We start from the raw sequence: 19884 nt of genomic DNA, 5'->3' as shown, positions 1-19884 counted from the left end.
TTTTAGTATCAAGACTCTCGGAAACAAGGGAGTCTTGATATGACATTTTCGAAATCCATTCTGCTATTGCCCTTTCTGCTAGTGGCTTGTAAAACCAATACCATGCAAAAAGAAATGGCGAAGCCTTACGAAGCGGAAGACAAATATCTTTGGTTAGAAGAAGTCGAAAGCCCGAAAGCTTTGCAGTTCGCCAAAGATGAAAATAAAAAAACTCTCGAGCACTTCAAAAAGAATCCTCTGTTCAAATCTTTGGAAGCCGATATTCGCAAAATTCTATTGGCGAAGGATCGTGTTCCGGGCGTCAGCCTCAAAAATGGAGATCTGTATAATTTCTGGCAAGACGAAAAACACGTGCGTGGACTTTGGAGAAAAACAGCTCTTGAAAGTTATAAAACCGCACAGCCCCAGTGGGACGTGATTATCGACGTCGATGCTCTAGCCAAGAAAGACGGGGAAAACTGGGTTTGGAAGGGCGCTTCCACTTTACCGCCACATCATGAAAGAGCTTTGGTGTATTTATCTCGCGGAGGTAAAGACGCCGTTGTTGTTCGTGAGTTCGATATGAAGACGAAGCAATTCATCAAAGGGGGCTTCGAGCTTCCTGAAGAAAAAAGCAACGTTTCGTGGAAAGATGAAAACACCGTTTTAGTCGGAACTAATTTTGGTCCCGACTCCATGACGGATTCTGGGTATCCTCGTATTGTCAAAGAATGGAAGCGCGGCACGCCACTTAGCGAAGCTAAAACTAAGATCGAAGGCGTGAAGGAAGACATGTCGGTCTATGGTTATACACAGTTCACTCCTGAAGGAACTTACACTTTCTTTACGAAACGTGTTGGTTTTTACGAAGGTGTGGATTGGTACGAACTTCCGGATGGAAGCCGTGTTGAAATCCCTATGCCTCACGATGCGGAATTCAATGGCGTCTTTAAAAATCAGTTCTTATATCTTTTGCGTTCCGACCTAGGTGGCTTTAAGCAAGGAAGTCTTGTGGCTTTACCTGTGGATAAAGTCTCTTTAGGAAAAAATGCGCACAAGTTCTTGCAGCTGATATTTGCGCCGACAGACACACGATTCCTTCAAGGCGTGTCTTCTTCGAAGAATTATCTTTTCCTTTACACGATTGATAATGTTCTTTCTAAAATCGTGAAGGCTTCTTATGAAGGCGAGAAGTGGAAGCTTGAAAATGTCGAATTGGGCGGAAATGGTATGGCTTATGTCACTTCGACCGAGGATGAAAGTGACACCTACCTTGCTCAATACGTGGATTTCTTAACACCGTTTTCTACTTTCGTTGGAGATGCTGCCGATCCACAAAATAAATTAGAGCTTATTAAAAAATCTCCAGAAAGATTTAATCCGCAAGGATTGAAAATCACCCGTCACTTGGCGACAAGCAAAGACGGAACGAAAATCCCTTACTTCATGGTCGCAAAAGAAAATATCAAGTTGGATGGAAAAAATCCGACGCTTCAGTACGGCTATGGAGGTTTTGAAGCCGCGATGCAGCCGAGCTACTTGGGTTCGATAGGAAAAGTCTGGTTAGAACGAGGCGGAGTTTATGTTTTGACAAATCTTCGCGGCGGCGGAGAGTTTGGTCCGGCTTGGCATAAGGCGGTCTTAAAAGAAAATCGCTATAAAGTATACGAAGACAATATTGCGATTTCCGAAGATCTTATTGCTCGTGGCGTGACTTCGCCTGAGCACTTAGGAATTTCCGGGCGCTCTAACGGAGGGCTTCTTACCGGGGCGACCTTCACACAACGCCCCGACCTTTACAATGCGGTTATTGTGGGCGTCCCGCTTTTGGATATGCTTCGCTACCATAAACTCTTAGCGGGGGCGAGCTGGATGGATGAATATGGAAATCCTGACGATCCAAAAATGCGTGAAGCGATTTTAAAATATTCTCCTTATCAAAAAGTGAATGCGCAAACGAAGTATCCCGAAGTCTTTTTTATGACCAGCACAAAAGATGATCGCGTTCATCCCGGTCACGCTAGAAAAATGGTGGCTAAGATGCGCGAACAAGGTCATCCGCTTTTCTATTATGAAAACATGGAAGGCGGGCACGCCGGCAATGCCAACATCGAACAAAGTATTCTGTGGAATACCTTAGAATATACTTATCTTTGGGAAAAACTGAAGTAAGCAAAGGCACCGCAAGGTGCCTTTTTTATTAGAAGACGTGACTGCAGTTAACGATCTGGTTTTTTCCACCTAGAAGATTTCTGAAATACGAAAGCACGTTGGTTTTCACCATCGCTAATGCGGGAAGCGTCGCCTTCAAACCTTCACTGCGGAAAAGATAAAAACGTGTCGCTTCATTCTGGAAAACTAAGATTGCACCGATGCCCGGAGGAAAAGACATTCCGGTTGAAGCCGCCCAACCAAACTGGTTTGGACCTTGGCGAAAAACACCAGTCACGCCACCATAAGTGACGCTGTTTTTCTGAGTAGCAAATTTATCAGGGCGTTGTTCGAAGACCAGTCCGTAAGTCCCCGCCGCGGAAACTTCGGCCACTCCCGTGAGTGTTGATTTCAATCTTTCAACGTCCATGAAAAGTTCAAAGACGAATTTACCTTTTCCCGTGCTATCAACTTTTCTTCCGAAGGAAGCACCAAAACCCAAAAGATAGACGAAGCCACCTGATTTGGGAACATAGCCGCCCAGGCCACGATTGTTCATAGCTTCCACCATCTTTTTAGGTAAAGCCAATCCACCAGAAAGGGAGAACATAACAGTCCCCATTTTCGTGTTACTGCGGGAAACCGTGTGAGAGCTTTCATAAAAGCGATTGTTCAGCTCTAACAAAGCTTTGTTGATCTTGCCGGGTGAAAGACGGAAGAAAGCTAAAGACTTCGCAAATTTATTCAAGAACGCATTTTTCTTAGCTAAGAACGAAGCGATCTCAGAGTCATTCAACTGCAATACTTTGACGAGGTCATTTTCGTTACGAGGACCATTCCAGATTTCAATCTGTTCTTTGGAAGGCTCTCGATTCATATTGTCGCGGGCTTCGCGAATGAAAGCTTCACGGTCAAAATCCTTCACGGATTCTTTCACCTCAGAGGGATCAAGTTTGATTTCCAGATTTTCGGTTTCAACGACGGCTTCACGAGCGGGTTTATCTTCAAAAACCAAAAGATTCGTGTCTTCGTCCATAGCTTCGGCCGAAGAAATAAACGACAAAAGTAAAACGAAGGTCACATAAAAAATTTTGTGGTCCCGGAAAGCCATAATCCACCTCAATAAAGAATCTTAAAGCAAACCATGGACCTGCTCACCTGGCGTATAAGCGGTCGCAAGTGTCTAGACATTGCGAAAACACTTTGAAAGCAACAGAAATTGGCACACACGCGAAGCTTGAACAGGCGAAGCATAAGTAAAACTCCGAAGCGAATGCGCGCGGAATTTGCATCATTAAATGTATATCTATGGGAGTATCGTTTTGAGACACTTGCGCTCGTCATTCATGATCTTTGTCTTCGCCATCATCGCGGCACCTGCGTGGGGCAATGTCACGTGCTCATCCGTCTTTGAAGAGGCCACCTGGGTCATCACCACACGAGTTGAAAAGAATAAATTTGCTACCAGTCGTGACCTTTGGGAATACAAGTACATGCTTCATAAAGACTTCTCAGAGAGTCTTAGTCGTCTGACACCCAGTCAGCATTGGGTGGATTTAGGTGCGGGAAAAGCCAACGCGCAAATTGATTATATCAAATCATTTTCTAATTCTTCGTCCGCCGCTTCGGCGACAGCCGTGGCCTTTAAACTCGATCGCTGGTTTTCTCCGCCAAAGTTTGATGGAAAGCTTCAGATCCGTGAGGGGGCTTTTGAATCTCAGAACACTTCTCAATGGAAAAAAGCGGATTTAGTAACCGATGTTTTTGGCGTCGTTTCTTACACGCATGACCTTCACACGTCCCTGCAAAAAACTTTCGATCTGATGAATGTGGGCGGGGAGTTTTATATTCACGCCACAAACTTCGCGACCAGCATTCGTACGCCAGAAAAAAATTTAACCATAACAGACTTTTTAGAAAGTATTGAAGGTCTGAAAGTCGAAGGGCGTTTTGGTACTATCAAAGTAACAAAACTAAAAGAAAATGTGCAGATTCCGCGGCTGCGCTTAATTAAATTCAAAGACGATGCTCCGCCGTCGCGAAGTTTTGAATTGATCCCGTGATTAACCTGTTAAAGCTTTATTGGCTTTCTTAAGACGCTGAGAAAGTGTTTTTACCAACGCCTTAGCCCATGAAGGCCGCGTGAATATCACATTTTCAATGGCGCTATTTGGAATAGCAATAAGCTCTACTTCAGTGATGGCTTCGACTGTGGCAGAGCGTGGATCTTGATTGAAGTGACCCATTTCTCCGACAAATTCTCCGGCCATGATTTCACCTAGCATGATGCGATCGCCTTCGTTATCCAGGCAATAAGCGCGCAAGCTACCTTTTTTCACGATGTAAGCCAGTTCGGTGCGATCGCCTTCTTTGAAAAGCACCTCGCCCGGTTGCAACTGCTTCAATTCATATTGCTGTTGCGGATCTTCTTGTTTTTTCGGAGACACTATTTTTGAAATGCAATCAATAACGGCTTGTTCACGATCCGGTTCCGTTAAGAACTGAATACGGCCCGAGGTCACTTCTTGATGAAAGATATCGTGATCGGCAACATAAGACATAATGACGATAGAAATGTCGTCATTATTTTTTTCTTTCAGAATTTTACTGACGATATCAAAGCCGGAACCCTTCGGCAGATATTCATCTACCAGAATGGCTTTCGGGTGAACGTTGTCCAGTTTGTACTTGGTCTCAAACCACTCAGATCCGTGAAAGACTGTGCAGTTTGGAAAATTGCGGGTGAGAATATCGGTGCAACGCTGGATGCGTGTTTTATCTCCGCTGACGATCAAGAACGTGTTCTTTTTTTCCTGCCCCATCGCTAAAACCTTCCCTAATTAAACTAAAGTCTCTGTTTGAGACTCAGTCAATGGCGAGACACTTCCATTATCATATGGGAGTTTACGCTCAGCAAGTTTCAGAGCTAAAAACCAAACAATACGTTTTACTTTGAGAAATTAATGATGGGATTCCTCGGAAGAAGCCTTCACCGGCATTCCTCCACGGTACTTTTCCACTTGCTGCAACCAATAGTGCATTTGCGAAGCAGACAAAGAGTAATCCATAAACGCCAGCTTCATCGCCAGACCGAAACCTTCATTGTGAACGAAAGCCATCTGTCTTCTTTCACCTTTGCGCGAATAGTTTTCGATGCGGTGAAGACCTTGCATGATGTGTAAAGCTTTAAAGAAAATGGCGCCCTCTTGTTTGAAGATGCCCATTTCCTCTCGCATGAAGTAAGCAAGTTTTGGATCATTCAAGATTTCATCGTGGTTCCAAGGCTCTTCACCGTACTTCGCTTTCATAAATGCCATCATGAAAGCCGCGAACAATTCGGTGGAATCATCTTTGTTAATGCCCGCTGAATTCATGCGCGCTAAATGGATCTCAAAGATTTCCATTTGGTGCGGATCCATGAAGACGGAATTCAGGCCTGGAAGAATTTGCTCTAGGATGTGCAAATCAAAAAGTTCCATGAAGGCCAAGTGCGGCTCTTTAAGGCGCAAGAACTTCAACCACTCTTCACGACGGCGAGGCAGAACGGATTTTTTTAATTCCGGACTGCATTCGGCGATCGCAGCACGCATCGAAGACTCAATAGAAAAATGCAATTTATGAGAAAGACGGATCGCGCGCAAAATACGAATCGGATCTTCAATCAAGCGACCTTTCGGATCGCCGATCATGCGCAGAACGCGATCTTGGATATCTTGAAGCCCGCCGCAATGATCGATCAGTTTGTGTTGAACGGGATCATAAAAAACGGCGTTGCAGGTAAAGTCGCGGCGTTGCGCATCTTCTTCGGAAGTTCCGAAGTAGTTATCGCCTTCAACCGAGTCATCTCCAGTGGAAATTTCCTCGGCCGTGACATTGCGACGGAAAGTAGCGACTTCGAATTGATGATCTCCACGTTTTACCAGAACAAGTTTGAAGCGGCGGCCAATGACATAAGCATTAGGAACTTTTTTACGAACTTGATTGGGAAGAGCGCTGGTTGCGATATCGAAGTCTTTTGGATGAATGCCCACAAGCAAATCACGCACGCAGCCGCCGACCAGGTAAGTCTCAAAGCCAGCATCCTGCAGGTTGCGCACAATTCTTAAAGCATACGAATCAATCCAGTCCTCATGGAGCTGGGGTCTATTTTGGGACATCATTGACGCTGAATCTATACCCCTTCGCATCAAAATTCAAATTGGAATAACAAAAACTCGCAACAAAGGCTGTAGAACTTAAGTCCTTGAAATAATTAAGGGAGGCTTGAATGCCCAAGGGGCTCGGGGTATAGGAAAAGGATGTCTTATCTCAACAATTTTTATCATCACATTTACGGCCCTGAAAACGGAAGACGCTGGGTTTTCGTGCACGGCCTGATGGGCTACGGGCAAAACTGGCGCAAGATCATTTCCGGCATCGAGGGCACTGAGCGTTGCTTAGCCTACGATCAGCGAGGCCACGGCCGCTCTTTTCAGCCTGAATCTGGTTATGCGCCCGAAGACTATGCGGACGACTTGAAAATGATTGTCGACGAGCTAGGGTGGGAAAAGTTCATCCTGGTCGGGCACTCCATGGGTGGTCGCAATGTTTTAAACTTTGCAACCCGCTTTCCAGATTACGTGGAACGTCTGGTGATTGAAGATATCGGACCTGAAGGGAACCCGAAGGCCCACGAGTATTACGAATATTTATTGAATTTAGTCCCAGCTCCTTTCGCGAACCGCGAACAAGCCAAAGAGTATTTCTTTGGAGAGTTCATTAAAACCGCAAAGACCCGCGAAAACGTGCAGGTCATGGCCAACTATTTTTACGCCAACATGGAAGAAAAGCCGAATGGTCTTGTCGACTGGCGCTTCTCGAAACAAGGGATCATCGATTCGGTCCGCTTGGGGCGAGGTGAGGGCCGTTGGAACGAGATTGAGGCCTTGGAGGTCCCCACTCTTTTGGTTCGCGGGGCCCAATCCCAAGAGCTCAGCCATGAAAACTATCAGAAGATGTTGGCTAGCAACCGCTTGATTAAGGGCGTCGAAATCCCGAATGCGGGCCACTGGGTCCACTCAGATCAACCTCAGGCTTTTAGCGAGGCTTTGCGCCTGTTTGTGGGCGGCTTTTAAGCCGCCTCTTTGACTTTTCCCTTTGCTGTCAGTACTTTGGGGTTTCAGATCGGAGTAGTAAAATTTGAAATTCTCAGAATTGAATTTAGATTCTCAATTGTATTCGGCAATCCATAGTATGAACTATGAGGATTGCACTCCCGTCCAGTCGCAAGCTATCCCCGTGATCTTAGAAGGCAAAGACGTTGCTGGTCTTGCTCAAACAGGTACAGGTAAAACGGCCGCTTTTGTTATTCCTCTTATGGAGCGCATTTTAAGAGCGCGCCCTGCTGCAGGTGATGTCACAGAAGAACAAAAAGCTGTGATCGAAAAGCGCGCTTTCAAAGACTGGAAACCTCAGAACTTTATTTTAGTTTTGGTACCGACGCGCGAGTTGGCTGAACAGGTTCAGGATAACATCCTAAAACTGGGCGAGCACTCCGGCCTTAAGGGCTTTGCGATTTACGGTGGGACAGGTTACGACAAACAAAAAGATGCTTTGAAAAACGGCGTAGAATTTATCGTCGCAACGCCAGGTCGTTTGATCGATCTTTACAAAGAACACTTGGTGGACTTGAAACAAGTTCGCGCGATCGTGTTCGATGAAGCTGATCGTATGTTCGACATGGGTTTTAAAGACGACATGAAGTACATCTTGCAACGTGTACCTCGTGAGCGTCAGTTCCTAGTCTTCAGTGCGACTTTGAACTTTGATGTTTTAAATACGGCTTACCAGTTCGGTTCAGAGCCTGTTGAAATCAACATCAGCCGTGATCAAGCCAAAGCTGAAAACGTGAAAGATCAGATCTTCCATGTGGGCAGTGATGAAAAGCCCCAGCATCTTTTATCTTTGTTAAAAGTGAACAATCCAAAACAAGCGATCATCTTCACGAACTTTAAGTTGAGTGTTGAAAAGATTGCGAAGTTCTTGGTGGATAATGGTGTTCCTGCGATGGCGATTTCAAGCCTTCTGACTCAAGCGCAGCGCAACCGCGTGATTGAGCAGTTTAAAGCAGAAAACAACATGAACATCCTAGTGGCTACGGATGTGGCGGCTCGTGGTTTGGATATCAAAGGTGTCGACCTTGTGATCAACTACGAACTTCCCATGGACAGTGAATCTTACGTTCACCGTATCGGTCGTACAGGCCGTGCGGGAACAACAGGTCACGCGTATTCCTTGGTTGGCGATAAAGACATCGAGTCTTTGGCGCGTATCGAAGAATATTTGAAACATAAAATTGAAGTTGGTTATCTTGAAAACGATCAATTGATTCAAGATTTCAAACCAATGCCAAGACATCACGAAGGTCACTATCCAAAATCATTGGATCGTGCTCGTGCGCCTCGCGGAGAGCGTGGTGATCGACAAGGCGGCGGCGAACGTCGCAGTGGTGGCGGACCAAATCGTCCACGCCGTGATGGTGAACAACGCCGTCATGACAAAGGACCTCGTCCAGAGCGCGGTGAACGTGATCAACACAAGTCAGCTCAAGGCGGTCAAAACCGCGGACCTCGTCCTGAACATAAAAAACACGACGGACCACGCAAGCCACAACACGGTAAGCGTCCAGAGCACAAAAAGCATGAGCACCGCAAAGGTCCTCATCAACACCACCAAGGCAAGAAAACGCCGGCCGTGGTCGCTCAAAAATCCTTGGGACAAAAGATCTCAGGATTCTTCAAACGACTTTTCTCATAAAGAAAACAAGGGGCTTCACGGCCCCTTTTCTTTTAGTGGCGCCCGTGTTTGCGGATCAGATCTTCGTGACGATCGACGTGCAGGCGGTTTGAAATGTCCTTCACTCCGAATACTTTTTCTACGGAATCTTCGGCAAGATACTTCATGTGACGGTCAGGGACGGTGCCGCGAAGGATGACTTCGCCATCCACGACATCGACATCAATATTGTAAGCATCGACATATTGATCGCGTGTCAGCATTTCGCAGACTTCTTCGCGAATGCGTTCGTCACTGCGTTTGTAGTTTTTAGGACCTCGGCCCGTGTAAGAACGACGGGGAGTTTGTGAACTCTCATAGATCGCGCTGAACGTGGATTTCGGATTGAAGTCCCCTGGTTGACTTTCTTGTTCTTCAACACGAGGAGAATCTTTGGCTTCATCTTCAGCCAATTGATCGGGCTGACGGCGACGAGATTTTTGCCCTAGGCGACTCATAAGCTTCTCCTTTCCAGCGTTCACTTTTAAAGTTTATCAATTCAAAGCGAAGCCTCAAAGTCACGTCCTTCAAATTTTTAAGAATCATGCTTTCACTAGAGAATTTGTTAATTAGCGCGCGACCTTTTCTCACACCATTGTCCGTGTTCCAATATTTGAATCGAATCAAGGAGGTCGTTTGTGAGAAGCATGATCTTTTTTCTCTTCATACTTGGACTAACAGGTGGAGTAAAAGCGCAGGAATCCAAAGGTCCTGCAGGAAAACCTGCACATGACAAACCTATGCCTCCAGTTTCAGTCATCTTGAAAGATGCTCAAGGAAAACAAGTGGGCGACGTGAACTTCACTCAAGAAGCCGAAGGTGTAAAAACGGTCGTGAATCTAACCGGTATGCCAGATGGCACCTATGCGTTTCACATTCATGAAAAAGGAAGCTGTCTGCCGCCGGAGTTCAAATCTGCGGGTGATCACTTCAACCCCGATAAGAAAAAACACGGCCAAGTAAAGGGGGGACCGCACGCTGGGGACTTTAAGAATGTCGAAGTGAAAAGCGGTCGCGGTCACTTGGAAGAAATTAATAAAAACATCTCTCTATTATCGGGCCCGAACTCACTGCTAAGAGCTGAAGGCACTTCGGTCGTCGTGCATGAAAAAGGCGACGACTACAAAAGCCAACCTGCAGGAGCTTCAGGAAAGCGAATCGCTTGCGGAGTCGTAAAAACTCCGGACCGCGCAAATTAATTTAGATTGCACGGGCGCTCAGGGACGAGCGCCTATTTTGTCTCCGGGCGGGGCTTTGGGAAGGTAAGGATTTTTGGTATTCTTACCTTTCGGAGGCACGCCATCCGGGCTCAGTTGCCGCCGCACTTCGTGCGGTTCGCGCCATCGTGGCGCCGGCAAAGGCCTCCTTCAGATAAGAATACCAAAAATCCTTACCTTCCCAAAGTTGCCAGGCGCAAAAAAGAAGCGACATCCTTTCGGATATCGTCTTCTTATTCAATTATGTTTTGTGATTTATTTTTTTGCGGAAAGTAGAGTGACGGCTTTTTGGTTTTGCGCTTTTGTTGCGATATCTAAAGCTGTTTTTCCAGATGAATTTTTGGCTTTTTTATCAGCGCCGGCGTCTAACAAAATCTTGATCGTTTCAGCGTTTCCGTGGCGGGCAGCTTCCATCAAAGGAGTTTTGCCTTCGGAGTTTCCTTTATTCACTAAAGAGGCATCTTTAGCTAAAAGCACTTTCATTGTGGCGTGGTCGTTCAATGACGAAGCGAGAGTCAGGGCGTTGTCGCCTAGCTCATTCAAATCATTCAAAGGAGCATTGGCTTCAATCAAGGCTTTTGAAACTTCAGGCTGCTCGTTGGTGAGCGCATAGTACAAAGCGGTCTTTTGATCTTTGTCTTTGATAGTGACGTCGGCTTTTTTAGAAAGCAGGAATTTTACGACGTCGATCTGGCCGCTAGACGCTGCGGTCATAAGAAGAGTTTCGCCTTTTTCGTTGGGCTTATTGATGTTGATTCCCGCATCTACGGATTTCTGAAGCTCTTTGGTTTTTCCGGCGTAAGCCAATTCAAAAGCTTTGTCGTCGACAAGTTTCTTGCTGCCTGCAGCGGGACTCACGGAGCCCGCGAAAACCATACATGCGATTAAGGCCAATCTAAAAAGGTTCATAACAAATCACCTTATTTCATCTTCAAGGAAAGATTGTTTGATTCCGCCACCAGTGTTGATGCTGAATCGATAGGATTCATCAAGCCCACTTGAGTGTAGTCAAACTTCTTCAATCTTACACGCTCTGCCAAGATAGAGACAAGATCACGGATATAAGTGCGTGGCTTGTTAAGGTTTCTTTGATCATAGATATCTGGTTCTGTTAAGACCGCGAAGTACAAGTTCCCGTCGGTCGTTGAAAGAGCTCCACCGAAAGTGATGGCTTTATCTGCGGAACCTGTCTTGCCTGTCAGTGTGTTTTCGAAAGTATCTGAACCGTACAAGGACTTAAATGTAGAGTAGTGTTCGCCGTCTCCACCGACAGCCATGACGTCTGCCAATTGGAATGCTTTAGAGCCTTTATAAGCCTTCAGCATATGATCCAAGTCTTGGATGATGCGTACGATAGATTCGCATGTTACTTCGTTATAAATTTTTTCATCGTTGATCATGACTGGATAACCAGAACCATTCTTCATTACGACGGTGCTTTCATCCATACCCAAACGATTTTTGATGAAGGCTTTATAACCGTTCACACCGCCCAAACGCTCAAACAAAATATTCGGTGGAACGTTGGAAGAGTAAGCATTGAATTCACGCATCATCATATAAAGAGGACGAGATTGGAAAGAATAGCCCGTGACTTTTACCTCTTCAGTGTACTTTTTAAACTCAGAAGAGATTGAAGGTTTGATAGTTTTCACACGGATTTGACTGTAGTTTCTTACGAAATGAGTCAGCGCTTTTTGTGTCGTCAATGGACCATAGAACAAATCCGGATCGGCGCCACGGAAAGTGCTATCGTCGCGATGTTGAACGATATAAGCACTGCCCGGTCCCATTGGCACTACGAATTTTTCATCATAAGAAAGCTGGCTGATGGAAGTACAACCACGGCTCGTAAGAATAGGTTTCAACTGCTTAAACACCGTCGACAACATCTCTTTACCCATGAAGATATCGCCGTCACCAGCTAGGTGAACATAACAAGTTTTATCTGGATTTGTCGGAGTAATATAAAGACGGGTTTTAAAGCGGTATTCAGGGCCCAAGGTGGCCGTCGCCCAATGTGTAACTAGGATTTTTGAAAGAGAAGCGACACGGAATTTCGTTTTAATATCTGTTTCCGTCACGTTTGTGGGAGTCGACCGCACGTAACTGCTGCCACTGTCTTTGATTTCTTGTGCGGTGGGGTTGAAAGCTTCGGCTTTATTCGTCGAATCCTTCATAAAGCACATGGCATTCATTTTATAAGAGAACGCAGATGCGGTACTTGCAACGGCGGTAGAAACGATAATGCTAGCAGCAATATTTTTTAGTAGAGAAGCCTGAGCCATCTAACGTACTCCTTTAACAACGTGTAACCCAGATACAAGATCTGTGCGCTTCGTGAACTGCCTGTATTGGATCTGAAGTGTCTCAATTTTTGACATTGACGCATTTTGAGACCGGTTTGGAAAAAGGTACCTGGTTGGTCCCTCTTCTAAGCCGGTTTATTGATATAGGGCGGTTTTGGGTCTCTATAAAGTGAAATGGCCCCGCTATGTGAAAGGACAAGAAACCTTCGGGAAGCTCGTTGCCTCCAACCCCGGGGCCCGTTACAGTCTTTAACCATGATATTGGCACTTTTGATTCTGCTGACATTCCAGTTCTTAGGAGAGGGCACGGTGGCTCTCTTGAATCTCTTTATTCCGGGACCGGTTTTGGGGATGGTGTACTTTTTTATTGCGCTGGTGTTATGGCCGCCCTTGAAAGAAAAAGTGGAAGCACTCAGCCGTTTTATGAATGCGCACTTGGCTTTGTTCTTTGTGCCTGCGGGTGTAGGCATCATCGATTACTTTGATTTATTTGGTCGTTATGGCTGGGCTATGGCCATCACGCTTATCATCAGTACACTGATTACCTTGGCTGTGACCGCATGGTTCTTTAACTTCCTTTTAAAAATGAATCCTGAGGAGCCAAAGTCATGATCGAGCTTTTCTCTTTAATCATGACTCTGGGATTTTATCTGATCGCGCGACGTTTAAGTACCTGGGGGAAAGAACATCCTTTCTTAAGTCCGCCGGTCATCACGATGTTTGCGATTGTTTTCGTGCTTATGGCTTTCAATATTCCTTACAAAGAGTACTTTGCAGGAGTCCGTCCCATTCACTTTATGTTGGGACCCGCGACGGTGGGCTTTGCTTTGCCATTGTTCAATCAAATGTCGCGACTGAAACGAGTTTTAAAACCGTTGATCTTAGCTTTGGCGGTGGGATCTTTTGTAGGAATCTTCAGTGCGGTTTTGATTGGGGCCGCACTGGGTTTGCCTCACGATATTTTACTATCGCTCTCTCCTAAATCCGTCACGACTCCGATAGCGATGGGAATTGCTGAAAAAATCGGTGGGGCGCCGGCTTTATCGACGGTCTTTGTGATGATCACCGGAATTGTCGGGGCGATTGCCGCAGGCACGGTGATGAAGCTCATGAGGATACATGATCCTTTGGTTAAAGGATTTTCGATGGGACTTTCGGCGCATGGGTTAGGGACATTCAGAGCGTTTCAAGTAAATGAAATGGCCGGAGCTTTTGCGGGCTTAGCGATGGCGCTCAATGGACTAATGACCGCCATCTTAATTCCACTTCTCTTATTTTTGATTCCTTAAGAGGCTAGCAAAACCTTCGATCCATTCACGGTCGTCGTTCACACAAGGGACCAATTGATAGTCTGTGCCGCCGTTGTGTTCAAAGATTTCTTGTCCACCGATGCCGATCTCTTCCAAAGTTTCGATGCAATCTGCAACGAAAGAAGGGCAGACGACAGCGACAGATTTTTTACCCTTTTGCGCAAGCACTTCTAATGTGTGATCCGTGGCGGGCTTAATCCACTCGGCTCGACCGAGTCTTGATTGAAAAGAGACACTCCAATGACTGTCGGGAAGATTCAAGCTTTCGGCCATCTTCGTGGCCGTGGCATAGCATTGGGCGCGGTAACAATTTTTTGCGCACGCCTCCTGATCAAAACAGCAGTCTTCCGTACGAAGGCAGCCATGTACTTTGCGCACTTGGCTTTCAGGCAATCCGTGGAAAGAAAACAGATAGTGATCAAAGTTTTTTCCTGCCGTGGATTCTTTAACTAATCTTACGGAAGGCTTGATGAAAGAATCATCCGCATAAAATGGCGGCAGAACGTTCGTCGGAATATCCAGACCCAGCTTTTTTAACCAGCGGTTTACTTCTTTGACGGAAGAACCCGTCGTCGCCTCGGCATATTGAGGATACAGAGGCACAATCAGAAGAGATGAAACTCCCTCGTTAGCAAATTCTTCCAGGGCTTTGCCAATAAGTGGATCAGAATAGCGCATTCCGACTTTCACGCTATAGCTAGAGCCTAAGGACTCTTGCAAAGCCTTTGCGAAACGATTTGTATAGACCGTGAGCGGAGAACCTTCGTTTTCCATCCAGATCTTCTTATAGTTTTCTGCCGAAAAAGGAGCTCGCCGAGGAACGATGATTCCGTGAACCAAAGGCCAACGCACGAAGAAGGGGATATTGATGATATCTTCATCCATCAAGAAGGTTTTAAGATAGGCCTTCACGTCTTCAACCTGATAAGTGCGCGGACTGCCGATATTTAAAAGCAAAACACCTTTTTTAGACATAACGACTCGCGATTTCTTCGGCAAGTTTATCACCGCGTTCTAAGATTTTGCTTAAACCAATTCCGCCTAGATAGTTCCCGTGTAAGAAAAGACCCTCAGGAAGTTTCTGAGCACTTAAATCTTTCAAAGTCTTTTCAAGTTCAATGTTGTAAAAGGGAAGAGCATTGCGCCAGCGGAAGATACGGTAATCAAGAAGAGCTTCTTTATTTCCTAAAATACGGAATCGCTCTGTGGCAATCGTCTTCAGAACTTCGGCATCAGACATATCCAAAATAGAAGTGTCGTGAGCACCACCAAAAATCCATGTCTCTGAATAAGTTTTGTCTCTTCCGGCAAAGATGTAAGAGTTCATCAAAATACCAAGAGCTTTCAAACCATAGTATCTAGGTATTAAACATCCGAATCCAGGATACGTGTTCTGCGATTTGCTAAAGTAAACCGTCACACTCATCAAAGAAGTCATCTGAATACGAGAAAGCCGGGCCGCGATTTCGGCATGCGATGACTTCAAAATTTCACTTGCCGACTGCGCGGAAGTGGCAACAACAACCGGTCCCTTTAATTCACTGACTTTAATATTCGAATTCAAGTGAATGCGAACGCCCAGGTCTTTCAGTTTGGCTTCAAGACGATCAATCACATCCTGCATGCCTTCAGGTCCGGTCATAATGCCTTTGTACTGAGGCTGTGATTTGTCTTTTTTCTTACGATTAATAAGAGGTCCCAGAATAAGGCTTGCGCTGAGTTCGTCGGTGGCATTTCCATAAATGCCTTGCATTCCGGGGCTTAAAATAAACTGCGTCGCCGGCGCGCCGATAATACGGTAACCCCAGCTTTGCAAAGTTTCGTTTTCACGCGGGGACAAGTTTTTCTTTCCACGCAGAAGATTAAAAACAAGCTTTCCGATAAATTGAACAGTTTCCGAAAAATACAACGGCCAAGGGCGCGGTTTTTCACGGAAGATAAATCTTTTTTTAGAGGACTCTAAAGCGCTCAGTGGAGTGAGCCCAATATCTTTGAAGAGTGCTTCGGCGTTAGCCGTGCGAATCATTGAATTCGCCGCTTGCTCAGCCAGGCCGTACTGATTTTTGTCGGTCCCGATAAGGCCGCCCACGCGGGCGCCTTTTTCGTAGATATCAACTTCAAAGCCTTTTTGAGCCAGTCGCAGGGAGAGGCTTAAGCCTGCAAACCCCGCACCGATCACGCTGATTTTTTTCATATAGATTGAGAGAAAATCTTCGTCTGTGGTTGTTTTGATTTTAAGCGTTCATCGAAGAACACGCAGGCGTTGCGCAGGAAAGGGCGACCCTCTTCTTTGACAAGCAGCTTATGATCTTTGATTTCAACTAAGTGATCTTTCAGCATTTCGCTTAAGAACTCTTTGGACTTTGCTTCTTGATCTGCATCTGTGAATTCCACCTCGAACTCCGTCATCAGCTTTAAGATTTGCTGACGGCGAACACGGTCTTCCTCGGTCAGGACGTGACCGCGTAAAGTGGGAATACGGCCCTCATTTAAAGCCGCTTCATACAAAGGCAGAACTTTTTCGTTTTGATGGAAGCTATAAGGAGTTTCAGAGATCGAAGAAACTCCCAATCCCAAAAGCACGTCTGTGCGCTGATCCGTGTAACCCATGAAGTTGCGATGCAAGCGTTTTTCATTCATGGCTAAAGACAGGTTGTCTGTCTTAAGTGCAAAGTGATCCATGCCCACTTCGACGTAGTCATTTGCTAAAAGAATATCGCGGGCGATTTCATAAAGCTCACGCTTTTCTGCCGACTTCGGAAGATCCTCATCTTTGAAAAGTCTTTGGGCCGGCTTAATCCATGGAACTAAGGCAAAGCTGTAAAGAGCGATGCGGTCCGGACGAAGTTGAACCGTCGCCTTTGCGGTTTCACGAATCGTTTCTGGAGTCTGCTTTGCTAAGCCATAGATCAAATCGAAATTCACGGAAGTATAACCCAGGTCTCGCGCTGCTTGAGTCAGATTTTGCGTGATCTCTAAAGGCTGAATACGATTCACCAGACGTTGCACTTCTGGATGGAAATCTTGAACGCCCATGCTGACACGGTTAAAGCCTAAGTCACGCAGGGCTTTGAGTTGCTCAACGTTTGTACGACGAGGATCCACTTCAATAGAGCCTTCGAAATCGTTTTTATCCACTTTCACGCGATTCATAATCGGACGAAGTAGTTTCAACAACGATTCGGCAGACAGAAATGTCGGTGTGCCGCCGCCGATATGAATGTGCTTCAAAGGTTTTTCTAAAAGTTCAGGAACTTGCTGAATATAAAGTTCCCATTCTTTAACAACCATATCCACGTAAGGCTGTTCGCGTTTATGATCTTTTGTGATGATGTTATTGCAACCACAGAAAGTACAAAGCGACTCGCAGTAGGGGACGTGCAGGTAAAGTGACCATGCACCATCTTGCTCATTTAATGTCGCACGCAAATGCTGAATCCATTGGTCCTTCGTGGGGTTTGTTTCCCAGTAAGGTACGGTTGGATAAGACGTGTAGCGAGGAGCGGGAACGTCGTATTTGGCTAATAGATCTTTAATCATGAGAGCTCCTTACGGACAGTGTCCACGAAGAGTTTCACATTCTTTTCCGGAGTTTTTGGCAAAACCCCGTGGCCCAAACCGCAAACCCATCCCGCACGTTCTACAGGGCTCATGGCTTTCATTGGAGCTAAGAAGTGAGTTAATGCTTTTTTGAAATCAGCGTCTTCCATGAAAAGAAGACTTTGATCAAAGTTTCCTTGAACGAAACCTTTGTTTTGAATTTTAAATGAATCAGGCAAATAGCAACGGTGATCAAAGCCTTGACCGGCCCAAGGCAAATCAGTGAAGGCTTTATTAAAGAACACGGGTTGAGTTCCTTTAGAGTAATAGCCGATCTTGCCTGGATAATCTTGAGATAAACGCGTCAATACCGGTTGAATCCATTCTTGGAAGAACAGAGGTGACACTTCACCCGCTGCCGTATCAAAGACCATCACTATCTCCGCGCCACCTTCAAACTGCAGGCGGATGTTTTCTTTAAGAAGTGGATACATCTTTTCTAGGAATTGCGGGAACATATTGATCAATGTTTTAGATTGAATCAAAGAACCCGCGTGAGATCCTTCCACCGCATACACGAACAAAGTCCAAGGACCACCGACAAAACCGATCAAGCTTTTACTTGAAGGTAACACTTCGCGAGTCGCTTTCACGGCGGCTTTTTGGAACTTCATAAATTCGATAGCTTCATCCACCGGACCTAGCTTTGCCATCGTCTGCGGATTTAATTTAAATCCCAATTGGGGACCGTGATCCGTGTAATCAAGGCCCATACCCAAAGCTTCTAGCGGGAATAAGATATCGCTAAAAAGAATGGAAACGTCGAAATCAAATTCGGCAACGGGACCCAAGGCCACTTGCGCCGCCAATTCCGGCTGTTTACAAAGCTCCATGAAAGAATGTTTCGCACGCAAGCCTTGATAGTGCTGATGATAACGACCTGCTTGACGCATAAACCAGATCGGAGGAACAGCCTGTGGAGTTCTTTGAAGAGAGTTTTTAAAAAGTGTATTCATGCATTTTCCTCCACGGACCATTGGTAACCCACACCACGCACAGAGCGGATGTGCTTTTCACCGTCGTCGCCCAAAAGCTGGCGAAGGCGGACAATAATATTATCGATCGTGCGATGACTTGGATTTTTATCCACGCCCCAGATTTCGTTCATAATTTCATCGCGGCTTAGAACGCGGGGGGATTTTTCGATTAATAGCTGCAAAATTTTAAGGTCCGTGACCGGTGGATACTCAATCTGACCTGATTTCTTTTGAACCGTCATATTCGTGAAGTTCACGGTGCAAGTTTCTAATTCCACTTCGCGTGCCGGAGCATGCGCATCTAAAACGTGTTTCACCCGGATCAAAAGCTCTTTAAGGTGGAAAGGCTTGGGAATGTATTCTTGTGCTCCCAATTCAAAACCTTTCAGACGAGATTCGGCGTCGGCCTGCGCTGTTAAGAACAAGAATAATACATTTGAGATTTGACGAATTTTCGCCGCCAACTCAAATCCAGTTCCATCCGGTAAACCCACGTCTAAAAGAATCAGATCAAAATCTTTATTCTGGTTAAACGTCGTCCAACCTTCAGATAAAGATTTAGCCCAACTGACATCATATTCTTTTTTTAGACGGTCAGTCAGCGTTTCACCTAAGCTTGTGTCATCTTCAACTAAAAGGATCTTTCTCATTTTAGTTGTCCTTCCAGTTCAATGTAGGATTTAAAGCCTTCATTTTCACGAGAGTCATAGCGAATATGACCATTCATACGCTTTAAGAGACGGCTGGTGATCAAAAGCCCCAGGCCGTTGCTTCGGGAGTCTTGAGATTTCAATATTTCCGAACCTAATTTATGAACCGGCCCTTTAAAACCCAATCCATCATCTTGCATTTGCAGCTCAATACGATTGTCAGAAACAGATTTGATTTTAATTCGAACCGTCGTGGCTTTTCCGTGCAAGACCGAGTTTTGCAAAAGATTTTTAAAGACACTCAATAAAGCACGGTGATCACCGCGAATGGTCGCTTCGCGCTCTAGTTCAATAGAAAGCTCGGGAAATTCATTGCGCAGGCTTGAAAAGATAGATCTTAAAGAGACGTCTTCATGCAAAAGTTCCCCGTCTTCTAGGTTCGCTAGAAGCAAAGAGTTTTCTAACTGCAAATCCAAACGCTGGATATCGGCAATCAAACGTTTCAGGATAGGGCTGCTAGCGCTTGTAATATCCTCTTCCAAGACTTCGGCCTGCAGACGCAAACGCGCAATGGAAGTTTTAATATCGTGACTGAACGTCGAAAAGAAAAAGCGCAGACGTTGATGGCGCTTTTGATCGCGATAAGTGAAAACCACTAACGAGATACCGCCCAAAAGAATGGCAGCAAGCAATATAGAACCTTCCCACACAAACATACGGTGAGACATCTTCATTTGTTCTAAGGTTGTCGTGTTCGGATTAAGACGCAATAAGAAGAAGACCCACCACCAAGCCACAAGCGAAAACGTGAACACAAACCACACAATGGCCAATGCTGTTTTCACTTGAGGTTTGAGGAGCTTCTGCAACATCACGAT

General features: G+C 45.6%; 19 protein-coding genes. 7 read left to right on the top strand and 12 right to left on the bottom strand.

Annotated features, from left to right (window positions below; all coding sequences use genetic code 11):
• Positions 1–39 precede the first annotated feature (39 nt).
• Complete coding sequence (locus AZI85_RS00590; RefSeq protein ID WP_063242263.1) at positions 40–2151, top strand: prolyl oligopeptidase family serine peptidase; 2112 nt, start codon at positions 40–42, stop codon at positions 2149–2151.
• 28 nt (positions 2152–2179) lie between these two features.
• Here AZI85_RS00590 and AZI85_RS00585 read toward each other — a convergent pair whose 3' ends face one another.
• Complete coding sequence (locus tag AZI85_RS00585; protein ID WP_063242262.1) at positions 2180–3241, bottom strand: hypothetical protein; 1062 nt, start codon at positions 3239–3241, stop codon at positions 2180–2182.
• A 211-nt stretch (positions 3242–3452) separates the two neighbouring features.
• On the opposite strand from AZI85_RS00585, the gene AZI85_RS00580 reads away from it, so the two are divergent.
• A complete protein-coding gene (locus tag AZI85_RS00580) occupies positions 3453–4193 on the top strand; it encodes a hypothetical protein (RefSeq protein ID WP_155723867.1) in 741 nt (246 codons plus the stop codon).
• Here the strand turns inward: AZI85_RS00580 and AZI85_RS00575 are convergent, their stop codons facing one another.
• Positions 4194–4952 (bottom strand): cyclic nucleotide-binding domain-containing protein, encoded by a 759-nt coding sequence (locus AZI85_RS00575; RefSeq protein ID WP_063242260.1) that lies wholly within the window; start codon positions 4950–4952, stop codon positions 4194–4196. It abuts the gene before it with no gap.
• A 138-nt stretch (positions 4953–5090) separates the two neighbouring features.
• Positions 5091–6290: a poly(A) polymerase gene (locus tag AZI85_RS00570; RefSeq protein ID WP_253720745.1), complete on the bottom strand. Its 1200-nt coding sequence runs from the start codon at positions 6288–6290 to the stop codon at positions 5091–5093.
• Between the two features lie 138 nt (positions 6291–6428).
• On the opposite strand from AZI85_RS00570, the gene AZI85_RS00565 reads away from it, so the two are divergent.
• The gene (locus AZI85_RS00565) at positions 6429–7244 is read left to right on the top strand and encodes an alpha/beta fold hydrolase (protein ID WP_063242258.1); all 816 of its coding nucleotides are present in this window, start codon (positions 6429–6431) and stop codon (positions 7242–7244) included.
• 64 nt (positions 7245–7308) lie between these two features.
• Positions 7309–8925 carry a DEAD/DEAH box helicase gene (locus tag AZI85_RS00560; RefSeq protein WP_253720743.1) on the top strand — a complete coding sequence of 539 codons (1617 nt, stop codon included), beginning with the start codon at positions 7309–7311 and terminating at the stop codon, positions 8923–8925.
• Between the two features lie 32 nt (positions 8926–8957).
• On the opposite strand, the gene AZI85_RS00555 is transcribed toward AZI85_RS00560, so the two are convergent.
• Entirely contained in the window at positions 8958–9401 is a 444-nt protein-coding gene (locus AZI85_RS00555) for a BON domain-containing protein (protein ID WP_063242257.1), read from the bottom strand.
• Between the two features lie 189 nt (positions 9402–9590).
• Between AZI85_RS00555 and AZI85_RS00550 the strand changes: the two genes are divergently transcribed.
• Complete coding sequence (locus AZI85_RS00550) at positions 9591–10142, top strand: superoxide dismutase family protein (RefSeq protein WP_081110857.1); 552 nt, start codon at positions 9591–9593, stop codon at positions 10140–10142.
• Positions 10143–10415: 273 nt separating this feature from the next.
• Here AZI85_RS00550 and AZI85_RS00545 read toward each other — a convergent pair whose 3' ends face one another.
• Both AZI85_RS00545 and AZI85_RS00540 read right to left on the bottom strand, forming a co-directional pair.
• A complete protein-coding gene (locus tag AZI85_RS00545) occupies positions 10416–11069 on the bottom strand; it encodes an ankyrin repeat domain-containing protein (RefSeq protein ID WP_063242256.1) in 654 nt (217 codons plus the stop codon).
• Between the two features lie 11 nt (positions 11070–11080).
• Positions 11081–12448 carry a D-alanyl-D-alanine carboxypeptidase gene (locus AZI85_RS00540; protein ID WP_063242255.1) on the bottom strand — a complete coding sequence of 456 codons (1368 nt, stop codon included), beginning with the start codon at positions 12446–12448 and terminating at the stop codon, positions 11081–11083.
• Between the two features lie 195 nt (positions 12449–12643).
• Here AZI85_RS00540 and AZI85_RS00535 point away from each other — a divergent pair, with 195 nt between their 5' ends.
• Both AZI85_RS00535 and AZI85_RS00530 read left to right on the top strand, forming a co-directional pair.
• Complete coding sequence (locus tag AZI85_RS00535; protein WP_367613627.1) at positions 12644–13081, top strand: CidA/LrgA family protein; 438 nt, start codon at positions 12644–12646, stop codon at positions 13079–13081.
• Positions 13078–13758 carry an LrgB family protein gene (locus tag AZI85_RS00530; protein WP_063242254.1) on the top strand — a complete coding sequence of 227 codons (681 nt, stop codon included), beginning with the start codon at positions 13078–13080 and terminating at the stop codon, positions 13756–13758. The genes AZI85_RS00535 and AZI85_RS00530 overlap by 4 nt, the downstream gene beginning before the upstream one ends.
• On the opposite strand, the gene hemH is transcribed toward AZI85_RS00530, so the two are convergent.
• Genes hemH through AZI85_RS00500 form a run of 6 tightly spaced genes read right to left on the bottom strand, consistent with a single transcriptional unit; the run spans position 13741 to position 19878 of the window.
• Complete coding sequence (hemH, locus tag AZI85_RS00525; RefSeq protein WP_063242253.1) at positions 13741–14754, bottom strand: ferrochelatase; 1014 nt, start codon at positions 14752–14754, stop codon at positions 13741–13743. The genes AZI85_RS00530 and hemH overlap by 18 nt on opposite strands.
• Positions 14747–15973: a protoporphyrinogen/coproporphyrinogen oxidase gene (locus AZI85_RS00520; RefSeq protein ID WP_063242252.1), complete on the bottom strand. Its 1227-nt coding sequence runs from the start codon at positions 15971–15973 to the stop codon at positions 14747–14749. The genes hemH and AZI85_RS00520 overlap by 8 nt, the downstream gene beginning before the upstream one ends.
• On the bottom strand, positions 15970–17319 hold the full coding sequence (gene hemN, locus AZI85_RS00515) for an oxygen-independent coproporphyrinogen III oxidase (RefSeq protein WP_063242251.1): 1350 nt from the start codon (positions 17317–17319) through the stop codon (positions 15970–15972). The genes AZI85_RS00520 and hemN overlap by 4 nt, the downstream gene beginning before the upstream one ends.
• On the bottom strand, positions 17316–18335 hold the full coding sequence (locus AZI85_RS00510; protein ID WP_063242250.1) for a uroporphyrinogen decarboxylase family protein: 1020 nt from the start codon (positions 18333–18335) through the stop codon (positions 17316–17318). Before AZI85_RS00510 ends, hemN begins: the two co-directional genes overlap by 4 nt.
• Positions 18332–19006 carry a response regulator transcription factor gene (locus tag AZI85_RS00505; protein WP_063242249.1) on the bottom strand — a complete coding sequence of 225 codons (675 nt, stop codon included), beginning with the start codon at positions 19004–19006 and terminating at the stop codon, positions 18332–18334. The genes AZI85_RS00510 and AZI85_RS00505 overlap by 4 nt, the downstream gene beginning before the upstream one ends.
• Positions 19003–19878 carry a sensor histidine kinase gene (locus AZI85_RS00500; protein ID WP_063242248.1) on the bottom strand — a complete coding sequence of 292 codons (876 nt, stop codon included), beginning with the start codon at positions 19876–19878 and terminating at the stop codon, positions 19003–19005. The genes AZI85_RS00505 and AZI85_RS00500 overlap by 4 nt, the downstream gene beginning before the upstream one ends.
• Positions 19879–19884: the final 6 nt, after the last annotated feature.

The organism is Bdellovibrio bacteriovorus, assembly GCF_001592755.1.
GTDB classification, from domain to species: domain Bacteria; phylum Bdellovibrionota; class Bdellovibrionia; order Bdellovibrionales; family Bdellovibrionaceae; genus Bdellovibrio; species Bdellovibrio bacteriovorus_E.
Note: the sequence above shows the minus strand (reverse complement) of the source record. Positions and strands in the feature narration are given on the sequence as shown.

Coding starts and splice junctions, on each gene's coding strand:
- AZI85_RS00565 (WP_063242258.1), top strand. CDS start 6,429: ATGTCTTATCTCAACAATTTTTATCATCACATTTACGGCCCTGAAAAC.
- AZI85_RS00535 (WP_367613627.1), top strand. CDS start 12,644: ATGGCCCCGCTATGTGAAAGGACAAGAAACCTTCGGGAAGCTCGTTGC.
- AZI85_RS00540 (WP_063242255.1), bottom strand. CDS start 12,448: ATGGCTCAGGCTTCTCTACTAAAAAATATTGCTGCTAGCATTATCGTT.
- AZI85_RS00500 (WP_063242248.1), bottom strand. CDS start 19,878: ATGTTGCAGAAGCTCCTCAAACCTCAAGTGAAAACAGCATTGGCCATT.
- AZI85_RS00505 (WP_063242249.1), bottom strand. CDS start 19,006: ATGAGAAAGATCCTTTTAGTTGAAGATGACACAAGCTTAGGTGAAACG.
- AZI85_RS00590 (WP_063242263.1), top strand. CDS start 40: ATGACATTTTCGAAATCCATTCTGCTATTGCCCTTTCTGCTAGTGGCT.
- AZI85_RS00510 (WP_063242250.1), bottom strand. CDS start 18,335: ATGAATACACTTTTTAAAAACTCTCTTCAAAGAACTCCACAGGCTGTT.
- AZI85_RS00545 (WP_063242256.1), bottom strand. CDS start 11,069: ATGAACCTTTTTAGATTGGCCTTAATCGCATGTATGGTTTTCGCGGGC.
- hemN (WP_063242251.1), bottom strand. CDS start 17,319: ATGATTAAAGATCTATTAGCCAAATACGACGTTCCCGCTCCTCGCTAC.
- AZI85_RS00520 (WP_063242252.1), bottom strand. CDS start 15,973: ATGAAAAAAATCAGCGTGATCGGTGCGGGGTTTGCAGGCTTAAGCCTC.
- AZI85_RS00585 (WP_063242262.1), bottom strand. CDS start 3,241: ATGGCTTTCCGGGACCACAAAATTTTTTATGTGACCTTCGTTTTACTT.
- AZI85_RS00530 (WP_063242254.1), top strand. CDS start 13,078: ATGATCGAGCTTTTCTCTTTAATCATGACTCTGGGATTTTATCTGATC.
- hemH (WP_063242253.1), bottom strand. CDS start 14,754: ATGTCTAAAAAAGGTGTTTTGCTTTTAAATATCGGCAGTCCGCGCACT.
- AZI85_RS00555 (WP_063242257.1), bottom strand. CDS start 9,401: ATGAGTCGCCTAGGGCAAAAATCTCGTCGCCGTCAGCCCGATCAATTG.
- AZI85_RS00575 (WP_063242260.1), bottom strand. CDS start 4,952: ATGGGGCAGGAAAAAAAGAACACGTTCTTGATCGTCAGCGGAGATAAA.
- AZI85_RS00550 (WP_081110857.1), top strand. CDS start 9,591: ATGATCTTTTTTCTCTTCATACTTGGACTAACAGGTGGAGTAAAAGCG.
- AZI85_RS00570 (WP_253720745.1), bottom strand. CDS start 6,290: ATGATGTCCCAAAATAGACCCCAGCTCCATGAGGACTGGATTGATTCG.